28 protein-coding genes and 1 pseudogene are annotated in these 26,112 nt (G+C 64.1%); 15 read left to right on the top strand and 14 right to left on the bottom strand.

The genetic code is table 11. The features are described 5' to 3' along the window. The first annotated feature begins 191 nt into the window (after positions 1-191). From X757_RS153545 to X757_RS153575, 7 genes are all read left to right on the top strand, one after another. Complete coding sequence (locus X757_RS153545) at positions 192-1,289, top strand: putative zinc-binding metallopeptidase (protein WP_023726017.1); 1,098 nt, start codon at positions 192-194, stop codon at positions 1,287-1,289. 62 nt (positions 1,290-1,351) lie between these two features. Then, positions 1,352-1,951: a DUF1236 domain-containing protein gene (locus X757_RS153550; RefSeq protein ID WP_023683834.1), complete on the top strand. Its 600-nt coding sequence runs from the start codon at positions 1,352-1,354 to the stop codon at positions 1,949-1,951. Between the two features lie 147 nt (positions 1,952-2,098). Further along, positions 2,099-3,049 carry a CPBP family intramembrane glutamic endopeptidase gene (locus X757_RS153555; RefSeq protein ID WP_023726016.1) on the top strand — a complete coding sequence of 317 codons (951 nt, stop codon included), beginning with the start codon at positions 2,099-2,101 and terminating at the stop codon, positions 3,047-3,049. 383 nt (positions 3,050-3,432) lie between these two features. After that, on the top strand, positions 3,433-5,019 hold the full coding sequence (ffh, locus tag X757_RS153560) for a signal recognition particle protein (protein ID WP_023671707.1): 1,587 nt from the start codon (positions 3,433-3,435) through the stop codon (positions 5,017-5,019). Positions 5,020-5,026: 7 nt separating this feature from the next. After that, on the top strand, positions 5,027-5,353 hold the full coding sequence (locus X757_RS153565; protein ID WP_023671706.1) for a chorismate mutase: 327 nt from the start codon (positions 5,027-5,029) through the stop codon (positions 5,351-5,353). A gap of 104 nt (positions 5,354-5,457) precedes the next feature. Continuing rightward, complete coding sequence (gene rpsP, locus X757_RS153570; RefSeq protein ID WP_023671705.1) at positions 5,458-5,859, top strand: 30S ribosomal protein S16; 402 nt, start codon at positions 5,458-5,460, stop codon at positions 5,857-5,859. Between the two features lie 87 nt (positions 5,860-5,946). Further along, positions 5,947-6,792, top strand: a complete 846-nt coding sequence (locus X757_RS153575; protein ID WP_023726015.1) for an acyl-CoA thioester hydrolase/BAAT C-terminal domain-containing protein — start codon at positions 5,947-5,949, stop codon at positions 6,790-6,792. 86 nt (positions 6,793-6,878) lie between these two features. Here X757_RS153575 and X757_RS153580 read toward each other — a convergent pair whose 3' ends face one another. The 3 genes and pseudogenes from X757_RS153580 to X757_RS153590 all read right to left on the bottom strand — a co-directional run. Next, positions 6,879-7,142, bottom strand: coding sequence for a YMGG-like glycine zipper-containing protein (locus tag X757_RS153580; protein ID WP_023687657.1), 264 nt, complete (start codon positions 7,140-7,142; stop codon positions 6,879-6,881). A gap of 153 nt (positions 7,143-7,295) precedes the next feature. After that, positions 7,296-7,823, bottom strand: a complete 528-nt coding sequence (locus tag X757_RS153585; RefSeq protein WP_023726014.1) for an SRPBCC family protein — start codon at positions 7,821-7,823, stop codon at positions 7,296-7,298. A gap of 19 nt (positions 7,824-7,842) precedes the next feature. After that, positions 7,843-8,247, bottom strand: a pseudogene (locus X757_RS153590) (DoxX family protein); the annotation flags it as partial. A gap of 357 nt (positions 8,248-8,604) precedes the next feature. Here X757_RS153590 and X757_RS153595 point away from each other — a divergent pair. Beyond that, on the top strand, positions 8,605-9,012 hold the full coding sequence (locus X757_RS153595) for an ACT domain-containing protein (RefSeq protein ID WP_023671700.1): 408 nt from the start codon (positions 8,605-8,607) through the stop codon (positions 9,010-9,012). A 3-nt stretch (positions 9,013-9,015) separates the two neighbouring features. Here X757_RS153595 and X757_RS153600 read toward each other — a convergent pair whose 3' ends face one another. Together X757_RS153600 and X757_RS153605 are read right to left on the bottom strand one after the other, a co-directional pair. Beyond that, a complete protein-coding gene (locus X757_RS153600; protein ID WP_023726012.1) occupies positions 9,016-9,468 on the bottom strand; it encodes a GNAT family N-acetyltransferase in 453 nt (150 codons plus the stop codon). A gap of 225 nt (positions 9,469-9,693) precedes the next feature. Beyond that, entirely contained in the window at positions 9,694-10,728 is a 1,035-nt protein-coding gene (locus tag X757_RS153605) for an aspartate-semialdehyde dehydrogenase (protein WP_023671698.1), read from the bottom strand. A 424-nt stretch (positions 10,729-11,152) separates the two neighbouring features. On the opposite strand from X757_RS153605, the gene X757_RS153610 reads away from it, so the two are divergent. The 5 genes from X757_RS153610 to X757_RS153620 all read left to right on the top strand — a co-directional run bounded on the left by X757_RS153610 (position 11,153) and on the right by X757_RS153620 (position 15,111). Further along, positions 11,153-12,994, top strand: coding sequence for a DEAD/DEAH box helicase (locus X757_RS153610; protein WP_023710257.1), 1,842 nt, complete (start codon positions 11,153-11,155; stop codon positions 12,992-12,994). A gap of 325 nt (positions 12,995-13,319) precedes the next feature. Beyond that, entirely contained in the window at positions 13,320-14,042 is a 723-nt protein-coding gene (locus X757_RS153615) for a DUF805 domain-containing protein (RefSeq protein ID WP_023683826.1), read from the top strand. Positions 14,043-14,235: 193 nt separating this feature from the next. Beyond that, complete coding sequence (locus X757_RS1000000168890) at positions 14,236-14,502, top strand: hypothetical protein (protein WP_023683825.1); 267 nt, start codon at positions 14,236-14,238, stop codon at positions 14,500-14,502. A gap of 23 nt (positions 14,503-14,525) precedes the next feature. Then, positions 14,526-14,663 carry a hypothetical protein gene (locus tag X757_RS1000000168885; RefSeq protein WP_023683824.1) on the top strand — a complete coding sequence of 46 codons (138 nt, stop codon included), beginning with the start codon at positions 14,526-14,528 and terminating at the stop codon, positions 14,661-14,663. Beyond that, positions 14,656-15,111: a MarR family winged helix-turn-helix transcriptional regulator gene (locus tag X757_RS153620; protein WP_023715742.1), complete on the top strand. Its 456-nt coding sequence runs from the start codon at positions 14,656-14,658 to the stop codon at positions 15,109-15,111. The genes X757_RS1000000168885 and X757_RS153620 overlap by 8 nt, the downstream gene beginning before the upstream one ends. A gap of 8 nt (positions 15,112-15,119) precedes the next feature. Here the strand turns inward: X757_RS153620 and leuB are convergent, their stop codons facing one another. From leuB to leuD, 5 genes are all read right to left on the bottom strand, one after another. Continuing rightward, positions 15,120-16,223: a 3-isopropylmalate dehydrogenase gene (gene leuB / locus X757_RS153625; RefSeq protein ID WP_023683822.1), complete on the bottom strand. Its 1,104-nt coding sequence runs from the start codon at positions 16,221-16,223 to the stop codon at positions 15,120-15,122. Between the two features lie 149 nt (positions 16,224-16,372). Further along, positions 16,373-16,723, bottom strand: a complete 351-nt coding sequence (locus X757_RS153630; protein WP_023683821.1) for a VOC family protein — start codon at positions 16,721-16,723, stop codon at positions 16,373-16,375. Positions 16,724-16,735: 12 nt separating this feature from the next. After that, complete coding sequence (locus tag X757_RS153635; protein ID WP_023683820.1) at positions 16,736-17,119, bottom strand: RidA family protein; 384 nt, start codon at positions 17,117-17,119, stop codon at positions 16,736-16,738. A gap of 308 nt (positions 17,120-17,427) precedes the next feature. Then, positions 17,428-18,351, bottom strand: coding sequence for a hypothetical protein (locus X757_RS153640; RefSeq protein WP_023715741.1), 924 nt, complete (start codon positions 18,349-18,351; stop codon positions 17,428-17,430). Positions 18,352-18,415: 64 nt separating this feature from the next. After that, entirely contained in the window at positions 18,416-19,021 is a 606-nt protein-coding gene (leuD, locus tag X757_RS153645) for a 3-isopropylmalate dehydratase small subunit (protein ID WP_023715740.1), read from the bottom strand. Between the two features lie 162 nt (positions 19,022-19,183). Between leuD and X757_RS01000000164720 the strand changes: the two genes are divergently transcribed. Continuing rightward, entirely contained in the window at positions 19,184-19,534 is a 351-nt protein-coding gene (locus tag X757_RS01000000164720; RefSeq protein ID WP_306413614.1) for a GNAT family N-acetyltransferase, read from the top strand. A 229-nt stretch (positions 19,535-19,763) separates the two neighbouring features. After that, a complete protein-coding gene (locus X757_RS153650) occupies positions 19,764-20,495 on the top strand; it encodes a DUF72 domain-containing protein (RefSeq protein WP_023726011.1) in 732 nt (243 codons plus the stop codon). Between the two features lie 204 nt (positions 20,496-20,699). Here the strand turns inward: X757_RS153650 and X757_RS153655 are convergent, their stop codons facing one another. From X757_RS153655 to X757_RS153670, 4 genes are read right to left on the bottom strand one after another with little or no spacing between them, the layout of a single operon-like run. Continuing rightward, positions 20,700-21,866: an FAD-binding oxidoreductase gene (locus X757_RS153655; protein ID WP_023726010.1), complete on the bottom strand. Its 1,167-nt coding sequence runs from the start codon at positions 21,864-21,866 to the stop codon at positions 20,700-20,702. A gap of 30 nt (positions 21,867-21,896) precedes the next feature. Beyond that, positions 21,897-23,492 (bottom strand): HAMP domain-containing sensor histidine kinase, encoded by a 1,596-nt coding sequence (locus X757_RS153660; RefSeq protein ID WP_023726009.1) that lies wholly within the window; start codon positions 23,490-23,492, stop codon positions 21,897-21,899. Beyond that, entirely contained in the window at positions 23,480-24,175 is a 696-nt protein-coding gene (locus X757_RS153665) for a response regulator transcription factor (RefSeq protein WP_023726008.1), read from the bottom strand. The genes X757_RS153660 and X757_RS153665 overlap by 13 nt, the downstream gene beginning before the upstream one ends. Before the next feature lie 4 nt (positions 24,176-24,179). After that, positions 24,180-25,718 (bottom strand): DUF4173 domain-containing protein, encoded by a 1,539-nt coding sequence (locus X757_RS153670; RefSeq protein WP_023726007.1) that lies wholly within the window; start codon positions 25,716-25,718, stop codon positions 24,180-24,182. Positions 25,719-26,112 lie beyond the last annotated feature (394 nt).

Below are 26,112 nucleotides of genomic sequence, written 5' to 3'. Positions count from 1 at the left end.
ATTTGCTTACGATCAAGTGCTTATTGTGGCCGAAACGCCCGGGCGCCGGGCAGGCGAATTCGCTGCTCGGGTAAAAAGAGGTGACGGGGGCATGGAACGGCGGCCCGTGGCGGGCGTTTGGGCGAGGCGCCGCTCCGCACCATATTCCTCCTCTGACGCCATACGCCAACGCCTGACGCATCGAGATCGACATGAAACTGTTCGACTGCCCGCATTGCGGCCACCGCCTCTACTTCGAGAATGCGCAGTGCCTGAATTGCGGGAGTCTCGTGCTTTACGATCCCGAGCATGCGCGCTTTGCCTTGTCTGACGTCGACGGCATCTTCCACTGCACCAATGCGGATGAATGCGCCTGCAACTGGATGGCCGAACCGGGCCATACCTACTGCCGCGCCTGCTTGCTGAACCAGCTGATCCCCGACCTCTCCGTCGACGGCAACCGCCGCCGCTGGATTCGCGTCGAGGCGGCCAAGAAGCGCGCCGTCTATTCGCTGCTCGCCTTCGGCCTTCCGGTCGCGCCCAAGCACAAGCACGGCGACGAAATCGGCCTCGCCTTCGACTTCATTGCCGATCCGATCGGCGGCGGTCCCGGCGGCGAACGCATCCTTACCGGCCACGACAACGGCCTGATCACGCTCAACGTCGCCGAGGCGGACTCGGCCGAGCGCGAGCGGCGTCGCGTCGAGATGGGCGAAAATTACCGCACGCTGCTCGGTCATTTCCGTCATGAGCTTGGCCATTACTACTGGGACCGGCTGATCCGCGACGAGCCGCAACGGCTCGATGCCTTCCGGGCGCTGTTCGGCGACGAACGCCCCGACTACGAGCAGGCGCTGAAGGCCTATTACGCCAATGGCGCTGCGCCCGACTGGCAGCAGAACCACATCTCCGCCTATGCGACGTCGCATCCATGGGAAGACTGGGCCGAGACCTGGGCGCACCATCTCCACATCACCGACACGCTGGAGATGGTGCACGCGCTGAATTTTCCACTCGGCCAGCTTGAGACGATGGAGACCAATGTGCTGCCGCAAGGCGACACCGGCGGCCGGTTGCAGGCGGCGCCCGCGGAACCTGACGCCGTGCCCGAGCCCTTCGAAAAGATTCTCGCCCGCTGGCTGGTACTCTCGGAAGCCTCCAACTCGATCAACCGCTGCATGGGCCTGCCCGACCTTTATCCCTTCGTCATTTCGGACGTGACGGCGCAGAAACTCAGCTTCGTGCATGAGCTTTTGACCGGTTTGCCGAAAGAAACCGGAACAAATCGTGAGCTGGCGTCGGTATTTTAGCCGGAACGCATGCGTTCTGGTTTCGTTTGGTGTCGCGAGGGACCATGAAAGGGAGAGAAACCATGAGACGCATATTGTTTCCGGCCGTCGCCGGGGCGCTTGTCGCGATGTCGGGTGCGGCACTCGCCGATACCGCCGTCTCGGCCGTCACCGATCTTAATGTGCGCGCCGGCCCCGGCCCGCAATATCCTGTGATCGGCGTGCTCGCCGCCGGCCAGTCGGCGACGCTCAATGGCTGCATCGAAAACAGCAAATGGTGCACCATTGCCGAAGCCGGAGGCCAGGGCTGGGTCTATTCCGACTATGTCACGGCCGATTTCGGCGGCAACCGGGTCGTTCTGACACGCCGCCCCGCCGACGCCGCCATCACCGTGGTTACACCGCCGCAGGATGATTATCCCGATACCTATACCGGTGCGATTCTGTCCGACGACGGCCCCGTCGACGCCATCGACAGGCCACCGGCGGAAGTCGGCACCTATGTCAGCACGCACCGGCTCGATCCTGTCTATCTCGAGGGCGAGGTGGTGACCGGTGCCACCTTGCCCGACACGGTCGAACTGCGCGAAATCCCCGACTACCGCTACCGCTACGTCTATGTGAATGGCCAGCAGGCGCTGGTCGACCCGCAGACACGGCGCATCATGTACGTCGTGCGCTGATTTTGCCTGGAAAGAATGACAAGTGAACTCGTGCCGCCCTCCTGCCGAGGCTGAGGGCGGCAAAAGGGTCGCTGAACAGCAGCAATTGCGCGAGAGCCGACGATCCCCTAGATCATGCGACCCGATGCGTTCGGCAGAGGAACTCGCGTGATATCAGATCCAGCCGCCTTCGAGCGCTATAGCAACACGGCCACCGAAAAGACGAACCTGCCGCGGCTGATAATCGGAACGGCGGTCGTCGTCCTGTTCTGGGTGGCGATCACCCTGGTTGTGGTGCTTGGCGGCACCTATGTCGCGATCGTCTGGCATGTATTGCCGGACGATCCGCGCGGGCCGCTTCAGGGCTTTCTGGCCTCGCCCATCGGCATACTCGCCGCACTCACCTCGTTTACCGGCATCTGGCTCGGCCTCTGGCTTGCCATGCGTTTCGTCCATGGCGAGCCGCTCTCGGCGCTTTTCGGCGCCAGTCGCCGCGTGTCCTTGTCGGGCTTCCTCAAGGGCCTGGTCGCGGTGCTGATCACATCGGCGCTTTCCGAAATCCTGCTCTACTGGCTACAGCCCGAAATCGCCCGCGGCACGATCAACCTGTCGACCTGGCTGCTGTTCCTGCTCCCGATCGTGGCGCTGACCCTGCTGCAGACCTCGTCCGAGGAGATGCTGTTTCGCGGCTATCTGCTGCGCGGCCTGGCCAGGCGCTTCGAGAGCCCTTACGTGTGGGCGCTATTGCCCGCTTTGCTGTTCACCTCCTTGCATTGGAGCCCGGGCTCGACCCCCGCCATCAACGCCTGCGTGCTGGCCTCGATCGCCGCCTTCGCCTTGCTGTTGACGCTGGTGGTTTATGTCACCGGCAATCTCGGCGCCGCCTTCGGCGCCCATCTCGGCAACAATCTCACCGGCTTCCTGCTGATCTCGCATCAGGAGAACTACAATTCCTTCGCCCTGTTCAACGCCAAGCCGCTGGAAGGTCCGGGCTGGACGACGGCGGATGCCGTCATCATCGCCGCCATCGGTATCGTCTGCACCTTGCTGACGATCCTGCTGCTTCTGCACCCGCGCTCGCCGCTGAAGGTTACGGCCGACCCTCGGGATGCAGGGTGAACTAAACAGGGACCGATCCAGAGACCGGGAAGCCGCCCTTGTCTTGACTCTTCGGCCGATTTCCTGTCTACAGCCCCGAAATCCGCGACGAGTATCCCTCCGAGCAAGCCGACCAGGACGCCAAAACCTTTTGAGGTGGGTGCTGTAAACAGATCCTGGAGGCCAACACCCGGCAGCGCTGAGCGCCCCCGGGTGCTTTTTGGTTTTGAGCTTTGCTTGGATGAGCGGCGCGAACGCACTACCTCTCGGGCACCATCGGGGTGCCTGAGAAAAAGGAAACGGAATGTTTGAATCGCTGCAGGAGCGCACAAGAGGCGTGGAGGGCCATCGGCCCGACAGGGATCACCATGAATCCAAGGCGCTCTCGCGCGGCGGGTTGACCAATGTTTGAATCACTTCAGGAGCGCCTTGGCTCCATCCTGAACGGCCTGACAGGCCGCGGCGCGCTGTCGGAGGCTGATGTCTCGGCGGCGTTGCGCGAGGTGCGCCGTGCGCTGCTCGAAGCCGACGTTGCGCTGGAAGTGGTGCGTTCCTTCACCGACAAGGTGCGCGAGAAGGCCGTCGGCGCCGCCGTCGTCAAGTCGATCAAGCCCGGACAGATGGTCGTCAAGATCGTCCATGACGAGTTGGTCGACATGCTCGGCGCCGAGGGCGTCGCCATCGACCTCAATGCGCCGGCGCCGGTCGTCATCATGATGGTCGGCCTGCAGGGCTCCGGCAAGACGACGACCTCGGCCAAGATCGCCAAGCGCCTGACCGAGCGCCAGAACAAGAAGGTTCTGATGGCCTCGCTCGACACGCGGCGGCCCGCGGCGCAAGAGCAGCTGCGCCAGCTCGGCGAGCAGGTCAAAGTCGCGACCCTGCCTGTCATTGCGGGCCAGAACCCGGTCGACATCGCCAGGCGCGCCGTCCAGGCAGCCAAGCTCGGCGGTCATGACGTCGTCATCCTCGACACCGCCGGCCGCACCCATATCGATGAGCCGCTGATGGTGGAGATGGCCGACATCAAGAAGATGTCGAGCCCGCACGAAATCCTACTGGTCGCGGATTCGCTGACCGGCCAGGACGCCGTCAACCTTGCCAAAAGCTTCGACGAGCGCGTCGGCATCACCGGCCTGGTGCTGACCCGCATGGACGGCGATGGCCGTGGCGGTGCCGCGCTTTCGATGCGCGCCGTCACCGGCAAGCCGATCAAGCTGATCGGCACCGGCGAAAAGATGGACGGGCTGGAGGAATTCCACCCCAAGCGTATTGCAGACCGCATCCTCGGCATGGGCGACATCGTCTCGCTGGTCGAAAAGGCCGCCGAAAACATCGACGCCGAGCAGGCGGCGGCGATGGCCAAAAAGATGCAGTCGGGCAAGTTCGACCTGAACGACCTTGCCGGCCAGCTTCAGCAGATGTCGAAAATGGGCGGCATGGGCGGCATCATGGGCATGATGCCCGGCATGGGCAAAATGAAGGACCAGATGGCGGCCGCCGGCCTCGACGACAAGATGTTCGGCCGCCAACTCGCCATAATCTCGTCGATGACCAAGGCCGAGCGCGCCAATCCGGACATGCTGAAACATTCGCGCAAGAAGCGCATCGCCGCCGGCTCAGGCACGGATGCGGCCGAGATCAACAAGCTCTTGAAAATGCATCGCGGCATGGCCGACATGATGAAGGCGATGGGCGGCAAGGGCAAAGGCGGCGGCCTGATGCGCGGCATGATGGGCGGCCTTGCCTCCAAGATGGGCCTCGGCGGCATGATGCCGGGTGGCCCCGGCGGCATGATGGGTGGCGGCATGCCCGACCTCTCCAAGATGGATCCCAAGCAGCTCGAAGCCTTGCAGAAGCAGATGCCCGGCCTTGGCGGCATGAAGGGCCCGCCCACCCCGAGCGGCGGTGGCCTGCCCGGTCTGCCCGGCGGCATGAAGCTTCCCGGCCTTGGCGGCGGTGGTCTGCCCGGCCTCGGAAAGAAGAAGTGAGGACGCTATGAACGAAGAAAAAGACATGGCCGACGCACGCACCATCCTGGCCGGCTATCGCGCCTCGATCGACAACATCGACGCCGCCCTCATTCATATGCTGGCCGAGCGCTTCCGCTGCACCAAGGCGGTCGGCGTGCTCAAGGCCGAGCATGGCCTGCCGCCCGCCGACCCGGCGCGCGAGCAGGAGCAGATCACCCGCCTTCGCCAGCTGGCGAAGGACGCTCATCTCGACCCCGATTTCGCGGAAAAATTCCTCAACTTCGTCGTCCGCGAAGTGATCCGCCATCACGAGCAGATCGCCGCGTCCAACGGCGCAAGCAAAACCGGCTAACAAAGTGCATGTCGCCCAAAAGTGCGCAGCGGTTTTGGGACAACGACCTGCACCAGACAAAGCCATTAACCCAACACTGAAATCAGAAATTTAGGAGAAATGAAATGCCCTTGAAGATCAGACTGGCCCGTGCGGGCTCGAAGAAGCGCCCTTACTACCACGTCGTCATTGCCGACGCCCGTTCGCCGCGCGACGGCCGGTTCATCGAGTCGATCGGCTCGTGGAACCCGCTGCTGCCCAAGGACGGCGAGCGCGTCAAGGTCGACGCCGACCGCGTCAAGCATTGGCTGTCGCACGGCGCTCAGCCGACCGACCGCGTGCTGCGCTTCCTCGATGAGGCCGGCCTCCTCAAGCGCGAAGCCCGCTCCAACCCGAAGAAGGCCGAGCCCGGCAAGAAGGCGCAGGAACGCGCCTCTCTGCTGAAGAAGGCCCAGGAAGACGCTGCCGCCGCCGTTGCCGCCGCTGCTGCAGCCCCGGCCGAAGCGGAAGCCGCCACCGCCGAATAAGCATCGCGTCATCGCATCGACAAAACGGCGGGCCTGTGCCCGCCGTTTTGCTAATGTGCGGCGATGTCATATGCGTTCGAACGAAAGATGACTGAGCGGACCGTCACGGAAGAGACCCTTTTCGGCGGCGTAGCCGGAACGCTGTTGCGATGCGCCGGCGCCACGACAGGCGTCGTCGTGCTCAGCGGATCGAGCGGCCGCATCGACGTCACCCGCGCCCGGCTCTTTGCCAAGGAAGGAGCATCCGCTCTCGCGCTGCAATGGTTTGGCGGCGAAGGTCAGGTGCCCGGCATTTGCGAGATCCCGCTCGAAACGTTTTTCGCGGCGACCGACTATCTTGTCCAGATGGGATGCCGGCGCATCGTCTATGTCGGGACCTCGAAAGGCGCCGAGGCCTCCCTGCTTGCGGCGGCTCATGATCCACGCATTGACGCCGTGGTTGCGATCAGCCCGACATCGGTGGTCTGGGGTAATATCGGGCCGGGCCGCGACGGCGTCAGCTGGCCGGAACGATCGTCGTGGACGCTCGAGGGGATTCCTTTCCCGTTTGTCCCAAGCAATCCCGATTGGAACGCGGAGTATGTCGACGGTCTGGTGTCCTACCGGGGGCTCTTCCAGCGTGCCTTGCAAACCTTCAAGAACGCGGCGGCCAAGGCTGCCATTCCCGTCGAAGCTATTTCAGCCGACATTGTTCTGGTTGCGGGCGGCGACGACGCGCTATGGCCATCGCTGGATTTTGCCCAGTCGATCGTTCGGCGTCGCCAGGACACCGCAATGACCACCTGCCTCGTCTCAGTGCCCGACGCCGGCCACCGCATTCTGCTGCCGGGCGAAATCACGCCGCGCTCGAGGCTGCATGCCCATGGCGGCAATGACGACGCCGACACGCGCCTGGGCCGCCTGGCTTGGGAGCATATCCGGGGATTGCTGTAGCGCAGGCAGCCACGGTCCAGCGGCCTTGGGCAACAGCGAAACCGGCGATCTATAGCCGCCGGTTTCGCTGTTGGACCTGGCTGTGTTCAATAACCGTCGGGGCAGCTGGCGATATAGGTGCGCCCGTTGCGGCCGCGGTAGCGACATTGACCGCTTTCGCTGGCACGGCCGATCAGCGCGCCGGCTACGGCGCCGACGGCGCCGCCGACGACGGCGCCCTGAACCGGATCATTTGCCACAGCTGCGCCAACCGCCGCGCCGCCGAGGCCGCCGACCGCGGCACCCTTTTCGGTTTGCGAGCACGCACCCAGTGCGGTCGCCAGTACCAGAATGATCATCGCTCTTTTCATTATCGTTCCTCTCTCACGCGGATCGCCGTCCTCGCCGCCACGGCTCTAACTCCCAGACGGCTGATTTGATCCCGATGACGTGAGAGATCGCGGTGTCCACGCCGGTCACATTCGTGCCGACCGCCGCCGAGCTTGTTGAAAATCCAGGCTTTTCTACCTTTCGGCTGCCTTTTTCAGATTGGCGAGGCCAGCCTCGAAATCCTTGCCGATCAGCGTATCGAAACTCATGAACAGGCCCATCAGCTTGGCAATGAAGGGCCGGCTGCCGCGCATTGCCCAGGTGACTGCGGTGGTGTCGCCCGAGGGCTTCAGGGTGAAGTCGACGCTGTTGCTGGCCCGGAACGGCTTCTCGAAGTCGAGCTTCAGCGACACCAGCGAGGATGGCACGGAATTGACGATCTCCATGCGTCCCTTGCCGGCCTTGGCATTGCCTTCCCAGGCGTAGGCGGCGCCCTTGCCGGCATCAGCGCCCGACAGCGTGCGCTTCATCTCGGGGTCGAGCTTTTCGTAGGGTGACCACTCCGGCCAGTGCTTGAAATTGTTGATCAGCGGAAAGATCGCTTCCGGCGCGGCCTTGATGCTGGCGGTGCGGGCGGTGACGAAATCATTCGACCTCGTCGCCGCATAGATGAGCACGGCGGCGATGATGACGACCAGGATGATGAGAATGGTGCTGAGCATGTTTTTCTCCTCGCTTAAGGCTGAACGGGATCAGGGCGCGCACGCTTGGGTCGCGCAGATAGAGACCGCCCCACAGGATGATGCCGAGATAGACGCTAAACAGCGTGTGCGAAAACAACGGGCTGCCGACGCGCATGTTTGTGGCGATGGCGCCGCCGAGATAGCCGGTGAGCAGGATGGCGCCGAGCACCGAGGTGCGGGGCAGCGCATAGAGCGCGGTCGAGATCAGCCCGATAATGCCGAGCGTGCGCGCGACATTGACATCGGCCGGCCAGCCGAGCGGCACCATGGTCTGGGTGACGACATCGAGCGGCGGCAGCTTGATGACGCCGTCGAAGATCATAAACAGGATGATGAGGCCGCTGAGCACGCGGCCGGTCCACAGGGCGCCCGATGAGACGGGCATGGTTTGAGAAATACTCACGGGTGTTCCCTCCTAAGCGGTTCGAGCCGTTTGCTGGCTTCGGACCAAGGACGAGCGATGGGGCGGCGATCCTACAGGGTGCGGATTCTTTTTGGGTAGCAGCAAGCAAAAGCCGCTGCGTGGCGATCCTTCACACCCCCCTCTGGCCTGCCGGCCATCTCCCCCGCAAGGGGGGAGATTACACGCTCGACCGCTTCGGCAATGTTCCATGAATGAGCGGAGCATCGAAACCGCCGATCTCCCTGGTTGCGGGGGAGATGCCCGGCAGGGCAGAGGGGGGCGCTGTCCCTCCACCTTGACGGACTATCGACATCCACCAGTCACGGCTATTGATAGGGCTGGGCGAGAGACGAGCGAATGGCCGGCGAGACTGATCTGAAAAAGCTGCTGGCGGCGATGACGCCGGAACTGCTGCCGGACGTCTACGTGTTCGCTACGCTCACACCTGGAATCAGCCGGCAGGCAGGCCTCGATCCCGTGATGGTCTTTCGCGAGCGCGAGGGTGTGACACTGATCGTGACCGAGGACGCGGCACGGGCGGCCGGGCTGACCGCTTCGTTCCGCTGCCGCATGATCACCCTGAACGTCCACTCCTCGCTGGAAGCCGTCGGCTTCCTCGCCGCCATCACCGCCCGGCTTGCCGCCGCCGGCATGGGCGTCAATCCGGTCTCTGCTTTCTATCATGACCATCTGTTCGTGCCCGCTGAGCGGGCCGAGGAAGCGATGGAGTTATTGCGCCAACTGGCCAAGGATAACGCCGGCTGAATATCAAGCTCGACGCAGGTAGAGAATATCCGGCAGGCCTTCTTCGTTGGTGGTGCCCGCGCCGAACGCCTCGGGGCGAAAGCCATGGCGCTCGTAGAAGCGACGCGCGCCGGTGTTGGCCTGGAAGCAATGCAGTTTAACGATCCGTAGCGCGGCGGTCGCTTGCACCAGCAGCCGGCTGCCGATGCCCTGCCCCGTCCAGGCGGGGTCGAGATAGAGCTGTTCCACCCAATCGCCGCTCAGGGCAATGAAGCCGACAATGCCGGTGCCGGCCTCGGCGACCGTCACCTGCTGCCGGGACAGCACGATCTCGCGGATGAAGGCAAGATCCTCATCCGGCGTGTGGATGACCGGCATCCAGGAGAACGAGCCAAGTGCGGCCCGCATGACAATGGCGATGGTCGCGGCATCCAAAGCCGTGGCGGGGCGCAGCACGATTTTGGTGGGATCGTTCAAAGGCGTTTCTCAACAGATGTCAGCGCTGCCCTCATCCCCCTGCCGGGACCTTCTCCCCGTGAACGGGGAGAAGGAAGGCTTCGGCCGAAGGCCGAGCCCGCGACTACGGGCCGCCGGCTTTCCGGCGCCCCGCGGAGGGCCAGCCGCGGCAGCGGCGATACGGCCCGTGAGCGATAAACGGAATCGGCCGAAGGCCGAACCCCGTGAGCGAAAACAAACCAGCCGTCAGGCCGCCTTCTTCTTCGGCTGGATCAGGCCGCGCTCGACCAGAAGCTCGGCGATCTGCACCGCGTTGAGCGCCGCGCCCTTGCGCAGATTGTCGGAGACGATCCACATCGACAGGCCGTTGTCGATGGTCGAATCCTCGCGGATGCGCGAGATGAAGGTGGCGTCCTCGCCGGCCGATTCCAGCGGCGTGATGTAGCCGCCATCCTCGCGCTTGTCCAAGACCTGGCAGCCCGGCGCTTCGCGCAGGATATCGCGCGCCTCGTCGGCGGTGATCGGCTTTTCGAACTCGATGTTGACGGCTTCGGAATGGCCGATGAACACCGGCACGCGCACACAGGTCGCCGTCAGCTTGATCTTGGGGTCGAGCATCTTCTTGGTCTCGGCGACCATCTTCCACTCTTCCTTGGTCGAGCCGTCGTCGAGGAAGACGTCGATGTGCGGAATGACGTTGAAGGCGATGCGCTTGGTGAACTTCTTGACCTCGACGCCATCGGCGACGAACACCGCGCGGGTCTGTGTAAAGAGTTCGTCCATGCCTTCCTTGCCGGCGCCCGATACCGATTGATAGGTGGCGACGACGACGCGCTTGATGGTGGCGACATCGTGCAGCGGCTTCAGCGCCACGACCAGCTGCGCCGTCGAGCAGTTCGGATTGGCGATGATGTTCTTGCGGGTGAACAGCGAGATCGCATCCGGGTTCACTTCCGGCACGATCAGCGGCACGTCCTGGTCGTAGCGGAAGGCCGACGAGTTATCGATGACGACGCAGCCCTGCTTGCCGATCTTCGGCGACCACTCCTTGGAGACGTTGCCGCCGGCCGACATGATGCAGATGTCGGTGTCGGAAAAATCATACTGGTCGAGCGTCTTGACCTTCAGCGAACGGTCGCCGAACGACACTTCGGTGCCCTGGCTGCGCCGCGAGGCCAGCGCCACGACTTCGCTTACCGGAAAGCCGCGCTCTTCCAGTATGTTGAGCATTTCGCGCCCCACATTGCCCGTGGCGCCGACTACCGCAACTTTGAAACTCATCAGAAATCTCCTGTCCCTCTCCGCTTGGTTTTTGGAGAAAACCCGCCGGCCAATGCGGGTTTTGTCCCCCGGGCCGGACCCGGGAGAGGGTGGTTAGGCCAAGGGAATCACACCGTTTTGGTGGTGGTTTTGGCCATAGTTTTGCTGGAACGGTAAGACGCGCCAACGCGCCCGGCCCCATGATTGTGGCCGGGGAAGTCGAATGCAAGAAGAGCCATCAGAAGGCCGCGCATCGAAAATGATCCCGTTCGATGCCGGCTTTTACGCGGTTTGCGTCAGGAGTCAATTGCGGCCAGGCACTCGCTTGCCCTGTACAATAGCGGCCGCAAGAAGTACGAACGCCCAAATAGTGTTTGGCTGGCGTGGCGCCAGCCCCGGCATGTGCTGCATGATGAGCCCATGCCCCGAATTCCGAAAGAGTGAGATGTCCAATTTCGAACGTATCGTTCCTGCGCTGGCAGAGGCGCTGGAAAAACGCGGCTATACCGAGCTGACGCCGGTGCAGAAGGCGGTGCTGGAACTCGGCGAGGCCGACGCTCTGGTGTCGGCGCAGACCGGCTCCGGCAAGACTGTCGCCTTCGGCCTGGCTTTGGCGCCGACCCTTCTTGGAAGCGCCGAGCGTTTTGACCAGGCTGGCGCACCGCTGGCGCTGGCCGTGGCGCCGACGCGCGAGCTCGCTCTGCAGGTGATGCGCGAATTGCAATGGCTCTACGCGCCGACCGGCGCCACCGTCGCGTCCTGCGTCGGCGGCATGGACATGCGTTCCGAACGGCGCGTGCTGGAGCGCGGCGCCCACATCGTCGTCGGCACGCCCGGCCGCCTGCGCGACCACATCACCCGCAACTCTCTCGACATGTCGGCGCTGAAAGCCGTGGTGCTGGACGAGGCCGACGAGATGCTCGACCTCGGCTTTCGCGAGGACCTCGAATTCATCCTCGATGCCGCACCGGCTCAGCGCCGCACGCTGATGTTTTCGGCCACCGTGCCGCGCTCGATCGCCACGCTGGCGCAAGGCTATCAGCGCGACGCCGTACGCATCTCGGCCGGCGGCGAGGAAAAGCAGCATCTCGATATCGAGTACCGGGCGCTGAATGTCGCCTATCCCGACCGCGAGAACGCCATCATCAACGTGCTGCGGTTTTACGAAGCGAAGAACGCGCTGGTGTTCTGCAACACCCGCGCCGCCGTCAATCATCTGACGGCGCGCTTCAACAACCGCAATTTTTCCGTCGTGGCGCTGTCGGGCGAGCTCAGCCAGAACGAACGCACCCACGCGCTGCAGGCGATGCGGGACGGCCGCGCCAAGGTCTGCATTGCCACGGATGTCGCGGCGCGCGGCATCGACCTGCCCAATCTCGAACTGGTCATCCACGCCGATCTGCCGACCAATCCCGAAACGCTGCTGCACCGCAGCGGCCGAACCGGCCGAGCCGGACGCAAGGGCGTCAGCGCGCTGATCGTGCCCAACGGCGCCCGCAAGCGCACCGAACGGCTGCTGCAGAATGCCGGGCTGAAGGCGACATGGGCGAGCCCGCCCTCCGCCGACGACGTCATCAAGCGCGACGACGAGCGCATCCTTGCCGATCCAGCCTTCGAAGAGCCGATTGCCGAGGACGAGCGCGGCTTCATCGACGCGCTTCTGGCCAAGCATGGCGCGGAACAGGTGGCCGCCGCCTTCGTGCGCCAATGCCGCGCCAGCCGCTCGGCGCCCGAGGAACTGACGGAGGTCGCGGCCTTCACGCCGTCGCGAGACAGACCGGCGGGCGAAAAATTCGAACGCCGCGACGAAGCGCCCAGCCGCCGCGACGATTTCGGCGACAGCGTCTGGTTCTCGCTGTCGATCGGGCGCAAGCAGAATGCCGAGCCGCGCTGGCTGATCCCGATGCTGTGCCGCACCGGCAACATCTCCAAGCGCGAGATCGGCTCCATCAAGATGCAGCAGGATGAGACCTACGTGCAGATCGCGGCCGACTGGGCCGATCGCTTCCTCGCCGCCGTCGGCCCCGACAAGAAATTGCAGGGCAACATTGCGGTGAAGCGCCTGGACGGCACGCCCGACCTGTCGCGGGCCGGCTACCAGGCGCCGAAGCCCGACAAGAAGCCGCATCGCGGCAAGCGCCCGTTCGAGGCGCCGCAAAGCGCACACAAGCCGAAATTCGAGAAGCGGGAACGGCCCCCCGGCGATGCAAAGCCTTGGGCCGGGAAACCGAAATTCGACAAGGCTGGACCGCCGAAGAACAAGAAACCGAAGAAGCGGCCGGTTTGAGGCTCTTATCGGCCAATTACAGATGTAGGCGCTGCCCCTCATTGCCCTGCCGGGCGTTTCTCCCCGTATAGTGACGGGGAGAAAGGGCTGACCGCAGCCTTGGCGCTCTTCTTGCAACGTTGGCGATTGGTGGAATCGTCGATAACAGCGACCCCTCTCCCCGCCACTATACGGGGAGAGGATGCCGGCAGGCAGGTGAGGGGCAGCGCCAACGCACCGGAAAATAAAGCAACTCATGCCTGAACCGTTCGCCCTCCATTTCGTCCACCCCCTTGCAGTCCGCCGCAACTTTGAACAGTCTGTGCCTGCACGGGGGCGAGGCTAAATGCGCGGCGAAGTTCTTCACTATGACGAGGCCCAGGGTTTCGGCTTCATCACCGGGGCGGACGGCAACCGCTACACCTTCGCGCGCGAGGATCTGCGCCGTGATACCGTGATCGCGAACGGCGCTGTGGTCGAGTTTCTGCCGGCAAGCGGTCAGGCGCGCGACGTTTTTTCAATCCGCGCCCAGCCCGCCAGTCCCGCCACCGCTGCGCCAGCGGCAAGCGCCGCGCCGCCCAAGGCGGCTGCCGCTTCAGCCGCCCCACAGCATTTCGGCCGCCTGGCGGAAGACGGCGCGGTTCGCGATAGCGGACTGCCGGGTTATTTCTGGCGAGGCGTGACGCGCAACTACATCAACTTCGCCGAACGCGCCCGCCGCAAGGAATTCTGGGGCTACTGCCTGTTCTGGACCGTCAGCTTCATCCTGGTCGGAATTGCCGGCGCCCTCGCCGACCAGGCCGTCGGCAATTTCGATGCCGGCAACTGGCCGATTGTGATGATCGGCGTCTGGGGGCTGTTTTGGCTAGCGACGTTCCTGCCCTGGGTCGGGCTCGTCGTGCGCCGCTTGCACGACATCGGCCTGACCGGCTGGCTGGCAATACCTTACTTCGCAATCACCTTCATGTTCGCTCCGGCTACGCTGATCCTCGCGCTGATACTCGGATTGATCCCGACCCAGGCCCACGAAAACCAGTGGGGGCCGGTGCCTGGAGGAGGCGGAGCCTAGACCCGCGCCAAGAAATGAGCAGCCGGCTGTTTGCGGACAGCCGTGCTATAACAATGGCTTAGGTCGCAGCCGGGAAGGCAGCTGCTGTTTTGACCGGACGAACGAAATATTTCTCTTGCCATTTAGTCTGTGCACAGACAATCTGTGCAATCATCAGATCGACGATCGAAAACGGATGATGGAGCCAAGACAAATGTGGACCAACGAGTACACCGCAATTTCCCCCCTTTCGGCGCAGGCCATCTGGAACGCGCTCAAGGCGCTGCACGAAGGCCGCCTCACCTACGAAGGCTCCGATACCTTCGTGCTGCACGGCCCGTTCGCCAAGGGCACCCGCGTCTCTGTAACGCCCGTCGGGCAGGACACCTTCGAATCGACGATCGTCGACCTCGTCGACGCTGTAACCTATGCCGACGAGACCTCTTCGGCGACACGAAACTGCTGTTCAGGCATACGCTGACGCCGGTCGAGGGTGGCACTCAAGTGACTCATCGCCTCGAGATTTCCGGCCCATCGGCCGCCGAGGTCGGACCAGAGCTCGGGCCGCAGATCAGCGGCGATTTCGACACTTCGATGGCTAAACTGTTCGAGCAGGCAATGGTGTTGGCGAACGGTGGCTGATCAAGGGGATCTGAACACGCGCTTCAGCGGACCATCCGAGAGCCCCGGCTTGCTGCTCTGGCGAACCACCATGCGCTGGCAGCGCGTCATGACGGCGGCGCTGGCCCCGCTTGACCTTACCCATGTCCAGTTCGTGCTGCTGGCTTCGGCGATGTGGCTCGGCCGCTATGGCGAGCCGCCCAACCAGGTCCAACTCGCCGCGCAGGCCGGCACCGAGGTGAAGATGACGTCGGACGTCGTCGCCCGGCTTGAGGCAAAGGGACTGATTGTGCGGGACACCGACCCGCGGGATTCCCGCGCCAAGGTGATCCGCGTCTCCACGACGGGGACGGCCGCAGTCCAGCGCGCTATCGTCGCCGTCGAAGCCGCCGACGCTGCTTTTTTCTCAACCGTGGATGAGGCGCAACTCGTCGGCCTGCTGAAACGGCTGGCCGGCGAGATCCGCTGAGTCGGCCGCTAAGCCAGGAACTTGGCGATGATGGCATCGCCCATTGCGACAGTGCCGACTTCGGTCATGCCCTCGGACAAAATATCCTTCGTCCGGAGCCCGTCGTCGAGCACGGCGGCTATTGCGCCTTCGAGCTTGTCGGCCTCATCGACCATGCCGAAGGAATATCGCATGCACATGGCAAACGACGCGATCATGGCGATCGGGTTGGCGATGCCCTGTCCGGCAATGTCGGGCGCCGAGCCATGCACCGGCTCGTACAGCGCCTTGCGCTTCCTGGTCTTCACATCGGGCGCGCCGAGCGAGGCCGACGGCAGCATGCCGATCGATCCGGTCAGCATGGCGGCGATGTCGGACAGCATGTCGCCGAACAGATTGTCGGTGACGATGACGTCGAACTGCTTTGGCCAGCGCACCAACTGCATGCCGCCGGCATCGGCCAGCATGTGGTCGAGCTTGACGTCGGCATAGCGAGTCTTCTGGGTCTGGGTGACGACCTCGTTCCACAGCACGCCGGATTTCATGACGTTGCGCTTTTCCATCGATGTCACGTGGTTCTTGCGCGTGCGCGCCAGCTCGAAGGCGACGCCCGAAATCCGCTCGATCTCGAACGTGTCGTAGACCTGCGTGTCGATCCCGCGCTTCTGGCCGTTGCCGAGATCGATGATCTGCTTCGGCTCGCCGAAATAGACGCCGCCGGTAAGCTCGCGCACGATCAATATGTCGAGGCCCTCGACGACTTCCTGCTTCAGCGAGGACGACGCGGCCAGCGCCGGATAGCAGATGGCGGGCCGGAGATTGGCGAACAGCTCCATATCCTTGCGCAGCCGTAGCAACCCGGCCTCGGGACGCACCTCGTAAGGCACCTTGTCCCATTTCGGCCCGCCGACGGCGCCGAACAGCACGGCGTCCGCAGCCATCGCCTTTGCCATGTCGGCATCCGAAATCGCCGCGCCATGCGCGTCGTAGGCACAGCCGCCGACCAAGCCTTCATCAGTGGCAAAACCGCTGCCGAGCTTTGCGTTCATGGCCGCGATCAGCTTCTTCACCTCGGCCATCGCCTCGGGGCCGATGCCGTCGCCGGCGAGCAGGAGAAGATTTTTCGAAGCCATGGAGAACCGTCCCAACACTGTTTGGAGAAACCGCGGCCTTGCTAAACGCCAAGAGCTTGCGGCGCAAGGGGATGAAGAACGCTACGACGGCGCCCGCGTCTCAAGACCTGGGTTCCTCGCCGTGGCCAGAGGCGGGGGAGAGGAACAAATCACTTGTGCGACAAAATATTCACCAACCGGCCGAACGGATCGCGCACATAAAACCGCCGTACGCCCCAGGGTTCGTCGGCGGGACCATACTCGATGGCAAAGCCGGCGGCCTTCATGCGTTGCAGCGCCGCATCGACATCGTCGACCTCGATGGAGAGGTCCGGCACCGGCGTGCCGGAGCCGCCCTGGGCCATGAAGCTGATCTGCACCTGCATCCGTGCGTCGGAGCCTAAGGTGACGATCCAGCCCTGATCCATCAGCACATCGAGGCCAAGCACGTCCTGATAGAAGCGTTTCGCCGCTGCCGCGTCTGGTGTCCCGATATTGGCCACGATGCGCCGGACCGTCATGGCTTTGCCTCCTCAAGCCGTACGCCGCAGCGCCGTGACTTCGATCTCGATCTTCATTTCCGGCTTGTTGAGCTGGCACACGATCATCGTCGCCGCCGGCCTGATCTCGCCGAAAGCCTCGCCGAGGATGGGGAAGACGACGTCCACGATGGCCCGGTCTGTGATGTAGTAATGCGCCCGCACCACATCGGCCATGTCGAAGCCGCCATCCCTCAGCGCCTCCGCGATGGTCGCCAGGCAATTGCGCGTCTGCGCCTCCACCGTTTCCGGCATGGTCATCGTCGCATAGTCGTAGCCGGTCGTTCCCGACACGAAGCACCAGTCGCCCTGCACCACCGCGCGCGAATAGCCGGCGGTTTTTTCGAAGGGCGAACCGGTGGAGATGAGTGTGCGCATGGAGCCTCGCTGTGGTTTCGGACACTTTTGCAGGGAAAGGGCCGGCCGGGCCATGGGCCAAGTCAGGTGCAAATCTTGGTCGTCGGCGGGACAGCACCCCCCTCTGGCCTGCCGGCCATCTCCCCCTCAAGGGGGGAGATTAGCAGTTCGGACGCCTTTCTCGCTTTCCACATTTGCGATTGGCGAAAGCCAGAGTGACGTCTGATCTCCCCCCTTGAGCGGGAGATGCCCGGCAGGGCAGAGGGGGGTGTGACGGATCGCGACGGAACAAGCATGAACACCGAGTGTTCGCCGCGCTGCCGCGAACCCTAGTTCCCCGACTCCTGCGCCTTGTCCATTGCTTCCTTCACATCCGCAGGCCAGGTCTTCACGTCAGGCCACGCCTGCGGCTCGCCATTGTCGCCGCGCCGGGCGAAGTAGAGCGTGTGCTTGGCCGGGTCGACCGCCATGAAACCGTCATTGCTGCCGCATGCGTGCGGCACGCAGCCGGTGGCGTAGAAGGCGCCCGACGCCGTCTTTTCGGTGCCGCCGCCGACCAGCAGGCTGGTCGCCATGTCGGGCATGGTGTCGCCGAGCAGCGTCTGCGCCGCCTTGTAGACGGCCTCATTGTGGAAGGCGTCGATGATGTTCTGGTATTTGGCCGGATCGACGTCCTTCCAGTCCGTACCCGGCTCCGGCGCGTAGGTCAGGTCGCCCGAGATCGTCAGCCCGTCGCTGGGTGACCATTGCAGCGCTTGCTTCGTATCGCCCGGCAACAGATACGGCACGAAATAGATGGCGTTGTCGGCCACCGCCGCCGGCGGCGCGCCGCATTCGTCCTGTTCGACCTTGAGGCTTTCTATCTCGCCGCCTTCCGGCTTCCAGACGATGACCTTGGCCGGGCCGCACTGGTTGCCGCCGTCGCCGACATCGACCAGCGCCACGTCGACGCCGCCGACCTTGACTGTTCTGTCGAAGAACACGTCGTAATTGCTGGCCAGCTGCTTGCCGTCATAGGCCAGCACCTTTTCGCCATCCTGCTCCGGCTGGGTGATGGTCAGCTGCCCGCCCTCGAACGGGACCGGCCCCTGGCTGTCATCGTCCGCCAGGGCCGCATTGCTCGACGCGCCCGGATCGGCGGCGGACGGATCTTCTGCCGGCACGAGGACCGTGTCGGTCTGTGCTTGCGCGCCGGCCACCGGCATCAGCATCCACGCCAGCGCGCAGGCGCCGGCAAGAAGAAAACGTGTCATGACTGTCCCCTCCGTTCAGCCGCCACGAACCCGGCTTTGTGGCGGCCGGGCTATCTCGTACCACTCAGGCCCAAGGACGCTCGGCAGCGTTCTTCTTCTCGAACGAGGCGATGGCGCCGGCCTTCTCCATGGTCAGGCCGATATCGTCGAGACCGTTCAGCAGGCATTGGCGCTTGAAGTCGTCGAGGTCGAAGGTGACCACGCCGCCGTCGGGGCCGCGGATTTCCTTGGCCTCGAGGTCGACCGAAACCGTCGCATTGGAGCCGCGCGAGGCGTCGTCCATCAGCTTCTCCAGATCTTCCGGACTGACGGTGATCGGCAGGATGCCGTTCTTGAAGCAGTTGTTGTAGAAAATGTCGGCGAACGACGTCGAGATGACACAGCGAATGCCGAAATCGAGCAGCGCCCACGGCGCGTGTTCGCGGCTCGAACCGCAGCCGAAATTGTCGCCGGCGACCAGGATCTGCGCCTTGCGGTAGGCTGGCTTGTTGAGCACGAAGTCGGGGTTTTCCGAGCCATCGTCCTTGTAGCGCATTTCGGCGAACAGGCCGCTGCCGAGCCCGGTGCGCTTGATCGTCTTGAGATAATCCTTGGGGATGATCATGTCGGTGTCGACATTGACGATCGGCATCGGTGCGGCGACGCCGGTGAGCTTGGTGAATTTTTCCATGGCTTTTGCCCGTTCTTGATCGAATTCGTTGCGTCAGGGTTTGCTGCGCCCGGTTTACACAAAGCCGCCGGCAAATAAAAGGCAACTGTTGGTGCGCGGCCCGATCGAAAGATCGGCGGCAAACGTCTTTAAAACCGGCCGCCGCTGGTGCACCTTGCGCCCATGACCACACAATCGAATATTATCTATGCCAGTGAGCCTGAGCTCGACGTCGCTGAATTCCGCCGCGTGCTGGTCGAATCCACGCTCGGCGAAACACGCCCCGTCGATGACGACGCCCGGCTGCAGGCGATGCTTTCGGGCGCGAACCTGGTGCTGACGGCGCGGCTCGACATCGAAGGCAGGCCGCTGATAGGCGTTATCAGGGCCATCACCGACTTTTCCTGGGTGTGCTATGTCTCAGAGCTCGCCGTATCCCAATCTGCGCAAGGCCTCGGTATCGGCAAGGGCCTGATGGACGCGGCCCGCCGGCAGCTTGGGCCTTCGGTCGCCANTCGGTCGCCATCAGCCTGATCTCGATGCCCGACGCAGTCGGCTTCTATGAGCGTATCGGCATGACGCGAATGGCCGACGCGTTCTGGTTCTCTCGCGAGGGCTGACGAGCGTCGAGCGCAATTGCCGATCGGGTTGGGCAGTCAAGGCGGGCAAGGTTCTCGGCAATGCGGAACGGTGTTCAGGACCCCGCGGAGCAACGCCTCCTTGTCGCCCTTGATCCGCGCTTCATCCGGTCCACATCCCCAGCATGGGAAATCGCCGATCTCTCATAGGCACCGCCGGCTGGGGAATTCCGTCTCGATACAAGGCTGACTTTCCGCAGCCCGGGTCGCATCTCGAACGTTACGGAAAACGCTTTCCGGTCGTCGAGATCGACACCTCGTTCTACAAGCCGCACCGCCGCGAGACCTATGAGCGCTGGACGCACGCCGTGCCGGAGCACTTCCGCTTCGCGGTCAAGGCGCCGAAGAGCATGACCCATGAGCATCGCCTCGCCGATTGCGAGGGGCTGACGGAGGACTTTCTCGGGCAGGTCGAAGGTCTCGGCGAAAAGCTGAGCGTGCTTCTGGTGCAGCTGCCGCCAAGCCTGCCCTTCGAGCCGGAGGTCGCCGGCGGTTTCTTCGACATGTTGGGCAAGCGTATCCGGGCAAGGCTGGCATGCGAGCCGCGCCATCCCAGCTGGTTCGGCGCCAAGGCCGACGCACTCCTTGTCGACAACCGGATCACGCGCGTTGCCGTTGACCCGACCCCGGTTGCGGAGGCAGCAGGGCCGGGTGGCTGGCCCGGCCTTGCCTATTTCCGCTGGCACGGCGCGCCGCGCATCTACTATTCGGGCTACGATGCCGAAACGCTCGACCGGTTTGCGCGGCAAGTGGAAGCAGCGGCAGTTTCCGGCGCAGAGGTCTGGGGCATTTTCGACAACACGGCCGCCGGGCATGCACTGGGCAACGCGATGGCTGTCAGTGCGATGGTTGCTTAGACTCTCGCGGGACAGCACCCCCCTCTGGCCTGCCGGCCATCTCCCCCGCAAGGGGGGAGATCAGATGCCGCGACCGCTTTCGCCAATCGCCGACGTTGCAAGAATGGCGCCTTCGCCGAAGCTGCCAATCTCCCCCCTTGCGGGGGAGATGCCCGGCAGGGCAGAGGGGGGTAGGCGGGAACTCGACAGTGAGCTTTTGCCGCCTCAAATCACATTCAATTCCCGGAACGCCCTTCCCTCAGCCACTCTGGCGTACCCAAACGCCGAGCAATCCACCGTCCGATACCCGCCATGCACCAACAACTCCGCCAGCGCCTTACCGGCGGCCGGCGCCTGCTGCAGGCCGTGGCCTGAAAATCCGTTGGCGAAGATAAAATTGCCGACCTCGGGATGCGGGCCGATCACCGCATTCTGGTCGAGCGTGTTGTAGTCGTAGTGGCCGGCCCAGGCGCGTGTCGGCTTGATCGCCTCGAAGGCAGGGATGCGGGTTGCCAGCACGGGCCAGATCACCTCTTCGAACAGCGGCCAGTCGACGTCGAAATCCCTGGGGTCGGCGGGGCCATCGCCCTCCTCCGGTTCGGCGCCGCCGGTGAGATAGACCGAGCCTTCAGGCCGGACATAGATGCCGGATGGGTCGACCAGCAGCGGCATGTCGACGTATTTTTCCCGCGCCTCGAAGACGAAAACGTTGCGCTTGCGCGGCTCGACGGGCAGCACGAGTCCCGCCATGCCGGCCACCTTGCCGGCATTCGGCCCGGCGGCGTTGACGACGATGCCGGCTTGCAGTCTTTCGCCATTGTCGAGGTCCACTCCGGTGGCGCGGTTGCCCTGCCTCTCAATGCCGGTGACATCGGCGGCGATGAAATCTATTTGTCTGTCACGCAATGCCTTGCGAAACAGCGTCAACATGGCATGAGCGTCGAACCAGCCCTCGCCGGTACGGCCGAAGGCGCCGGCGCTGATGCCTTCGGTCGACAGCCAGGCAAAGCGCTTTGCCAGCTGGTCGGCATCCTCGAGCAGAATGTCGGCGCCCTCGGCGACCTGTGCTTGGTGGTTGGCTTTCAGGATCGGCAACCCGGCCTCGCCGGCCAGGATGAGATAGCCGCCTTCGCGAAAACCGATATCGGCGTCGGTGCCGAAGGTCTCCTTCAGCCGCCGGAACAGGTTTAGCGTGAACTGCGACAGCCGGATATTTTCCGGAATCGAGAATTGCTGACGGATCGAGGCCATGGACAGCGTCGTTGCCGCATGGGCGAATTGCGGGTCGCGCTCGATCAGCGCGATGGAGCCGGAAAAGCCTTCCTCGCGAAGGTAGTAGGCGACCGAGGAGCCGACGATGGCTCCGCCGATGATGACGATGTCGTAGCGCACGTTTTTCTCCGATCCGGCCGCCGGCATCCTTCATGCCCCCGGCACAATGATCTCGAAGCGCGTGCCGCGCCCGGAGTCAACCAGCGCGATCGTGCCATCATGCGCTTTCAGGAGGGCCAGCACTATGCCGAGGCCCATGCCGGTCCCGCCGGATTCGCGCCGCGTGGTGAAGAACGGCTCGAAAATGCGTGCCCTGTTGCTCGGCGAGATGCCGGTGCCGTCGTCGCTGACCGCAATGGTCACCTTGCCTTCGGCGCTGGCAGCCGCCAGCAAAACCTGGGTCGCGCCGTGCCTGGCGGAATTGTCGATCAGATTGGCAAGCACGATCGCCGCATTCTCGGCCGAGATGCGCAGACCGGTTTCGCCGCCCGCCTCGACGCGAACCGCCAGTCTGCCGTCCACCGGCAGCAATGCCAGCGCCGCATCGAGCGATGTGCTTTCGCCGCTCGGCGCCAGGTTTTCCGCGCGCGCCAGATCGAGCAGGCGCCGCACCAGCAGATTGAGCCTTCCGGCATCGTTGACGATGTTGCCGGAAAACCGCTTGCGCTCTGCCGCGTCCATCGCCTCGCCGGAATCGCGCAAGAGTTCGGCCGCGCCCTGGATCGCCGTCAGCGGCGATTTGAGCTCGTGCGAGACATGGGTGGCAAAGGTCTGGATCGAGTCGGAGCGCGCCTGCAGCTTTTCGGCCATGTCGAGAAAGGCCGCGGACAGCTCGGCCATTTCGCGCGTGCCGTGATGGTCGAGCGGCCGGATGGCGTCGCGGTCGCCGGCGGCGATGCGCCTCGTGCGCTCCATCAGCGCGTAGATCGGCCGGCTGACGGTGCGCAGGAACACCAGCGCGATCAGCAGCGTGCCGAACAGCATGGCGATGGCCGCCAGCGTCACCTTGCCGCGTTCGCCATAGAGATGCTTGACGATGTTGTTCGGCGTTCGAGAGAGATAGATCACGCCGGCGACGTGGCCAGCGACCGCAATCGGCATGGCGACGAAGACACGAACTTTCGTGCCGCGGCTGACCGAATAGAGCGGCGGCGGCGGCTGATCGGGAATTCGTTGCCTGAGGGCGCTGGCATAGTGGCCGGCAAGGGCGGTGCGCACCTCCTCGACATGGGCGAGCGACAGTCCGACCTCATCGCGTCCGGCAATGACGACGCCATGCGGGTCGAGCAGCCTGAAGCCGGCCAGGGTGGTTTTCTGCGTGGCGTCGAGAATGCCGGACAGCCGCGCGCCAATCGCCGCAAAGGCCGGATCGGTGGCGCCAACAATGCCGGCGGGCCGGGTCGGCAGCAAATAGTCGGAAGCGAGATCGAGGCTCGGCTCGATCGGCTGGTAAGGCGAGTCGTCGCCACGGCTGGCATCGCCGCTCTCCGCGTTCATCGGCGCACCGAGCCTGTCCGGGGAAATGCCGGCGTCGCTGATATCCTGCGCATAGATCGCCGCGATGACGGCGCCTTGCGCGATCAACTCGCCCTCGGTCTGGCGGATCAGCTGGTTTTCATAGAGCCGGAAGAAGAACAGGCCGACCAGCGGCAGCGCCAGCACCATGATGAGGATGGCGAGGACCACCGTGGCCAGCCTTGGCCGCCATTTGGTGCCGATCCATTTGGCGTCGCTCAGGCGCCGCATCGGCCGAGCCGGAAACCGACGCCATGCACGGTTTCGATGGCGTCGAGACAGCCCGCCGCCGCCAGCTTGGCGCGGATGTTGCGGATGTGGCTATCGACGGTACGGTCGGCGACATGGATGTTGGCGGCATAGGCGCTGGCGACCACCAGGTCGCGGCCCAGCACATGCGCCGGCCGCGCCAGAAACCCCTTCAGGATCGAGAACTCGATCGCCGTCAGCGCCAGCGCCTTGCCGTCGAAACTGGCGCCGTGGCTGGCCGGCACCAGGCTGAGCTTGCCATGCGCGAAGTTTTTGTCGTCGACCGGGTCGGGCGCCACCGGGCGGGCGCGGCGCAGGATGACGTTGACGCGCGCCACCAGCTCGCGCGGGCTGAACGGTTTCGTCACATAGTCGTCGCCGCCCATCTCCAGTCCAAGGATACGGTCGATTTCTTCGTCACGCGCCGACAGGAACAACACCGGCACATCGGAGCGTTGTCTGAGCCGCCGGCAGACCTCCAGCCCGTCCATCTCCGGCATGCCGATGTCGAGCACGACGAGATCGGGCACGCGGCGCTCGATCGCCTGCAGGGCGGCTGCGCCGTCAGCGACGGCCTGCGTCTTCATCCCGGCCCTCTCCAGCGCAAAGCAGATGATCTCGCGAATGTGCGGATCGTCGTCGGCGACCAGGATCTGATGCGGCATGGATCTAACGGTCCGGCACTGAAGGTTGCGAGGGCTGGGTAGGTGGAGGAAGCACGAGCGGACCTCTCTTGTCGAGAACCTGCACGAGCCTCCAGCCGCGAAAGCTCCAGGCGCGCCACTGCTTCTGCTCGGCGATAGTGTCGTCGATCATCATTTGATCGGCCAGACAGGTGGTTTGGTTTCCGAATTGATGCATGTAGAGGCGGTCCAGCGCCGGCATGGCGGCAGCGCCGAGCGAGCGCAGATATTCGGTATCGATAGGCGTGCCGTCGCCGGTCATTTCAAGGGAATGGTCGACATTGAAGTTGGCGATCGCTGCGGCGAAGTTGATGAAGCAGCAGGCATAAAGCGTCGCCGATAACGTCGCAAGATTGGCGGAGAGCAGCCATTCGTTGGATTTTCCAAGCGCGATGCGGGCAATGATCAGTACAAGCCCTGACGCCACCAACCCCATCCAGACGAAAGCCGCGATGCGCCAGTAGGTCAGTGCATAGGCGCCGATATAGAGATCGAGCCTGAGAATCGACGAGATGACCAGCACGATGTTCTGCGCCACCCAGGCATAGACCAGCCGGCGGATCAGCGGATCGCCTGAGGTTTCGCTGCCCGGCCGCAGCGCCGCCAGCACGAAGCCGGCGGCCAGCAGCGCCGTGGCGATCAGCGGATAGGCGCCGCGATGGGCATAGGCGGCATAGCTCAACCCGTCCGGCAGGGCGACCCCACCCCAGAGATAGGCTGCGTCGAGCCCGGTCTGCAGCGCAAACAAGGCGTTGAAGACGATCAGCGCGCGCAGGATCGCGGCCTTGCCGAAGACGACGGCCTCGATCGTCGTGGCGGATTTTGTCGCGGCCGGTGCGGCCACGGCTGCAGACGGCGTCAAAGGTGGAAGGCGGCGTGGAAGGCGGCGCAGGAAACGCGGCAGGCGAGGCCGCAGGAAAGCCCAGACGCCGGCGAGCACGAGCAGCCAGAAGACGATCCGCGCCAGTTGGATGAGATCGAGCAGCTTCATCAGGTCGATCAGCGACAGCCAGTATTCGATGACCGGATTGGCGGCGCCGAACAAGAACAGGAACACCGCGCCCAGCGTCACCGGCATGACCCAGACGATGATGGACGCCAGGTGGGTGCGGCGGCCGCCAAGCCGGCGCACCGTGCGGCGCCATTGGAAAAAGTCACGGATAAGGCGCAGCGGCGCCGCCAGCAGGAACAGCGCGACCTGGCCGGCAATGCGGGCGATGCCGTGCCGCAGCCGCCCGGACAGGGACAGCGCAAACACCACCAGCGCCACGACAGCTATCGCCACCGACAGCGGGCTGACGTTCTCGGCCAGCGGCAGCAGCGCGACGGACAAAGCGGCCGGCTTGAGCCAGGGTCGGGTGGAATTCAGTGCGGCAGGATGCACAGCGACCACCGCGCCGGCGATCAGGATGGCAAACAGCAGCACCGTGATCCCGGCGGGCTGGCCGTAAAAGAAAAAATCCGCCAGCGCCACGAGCAGGACGGCGATGCCGAAGCGGCTGGAAAAGCTTGCAAACGATGTCATGCGCGGATTTTCCTGATGGGCTGGGTCCGCTCGGCCGGTGGGCGGATAAAAGGGAGCAGGCTCGCTTCCAGGTAAGGGCGGGCCGCCGCCCGGGGCGGATCGACCAACCACCAGCTTTCGCTGCGCAGGCGATAGGGCAGGGACCAAAGGTGAGCGTCTCGTTGTTGCATGCCGCTGTTGTCGCGGGCTCGCATGGAAACGGCGGGGCGGAGCGGAGGAGGTTTTCCGCAGGGATGTGCAGTTTTCGTGCAGGACCTGCGCTTACGGCCGGGGCGCTCCCCCCCATCTTTCCGGACGTTGGCGCTGTCCCAGCCAGGCTTGTCCAGCCGATAGATGGGTAACACTTTGAACCGGATACATAGGTGACACTTCTCTCCCCCTATGCGTCCGCCGC

It is taken from the genome of Mesorhizobium sp. LSHC412B00, from assembly GCF_000503035.1.
Lineage (GTDB): Bacteria > Pseudomonadota > Alphaproteobacteria > Rhizobiales > Rhizobiaceae > Mesorhizobium.
This window is presented reverse-complemented; position numbering and strand designations above follow the sequence as displayed.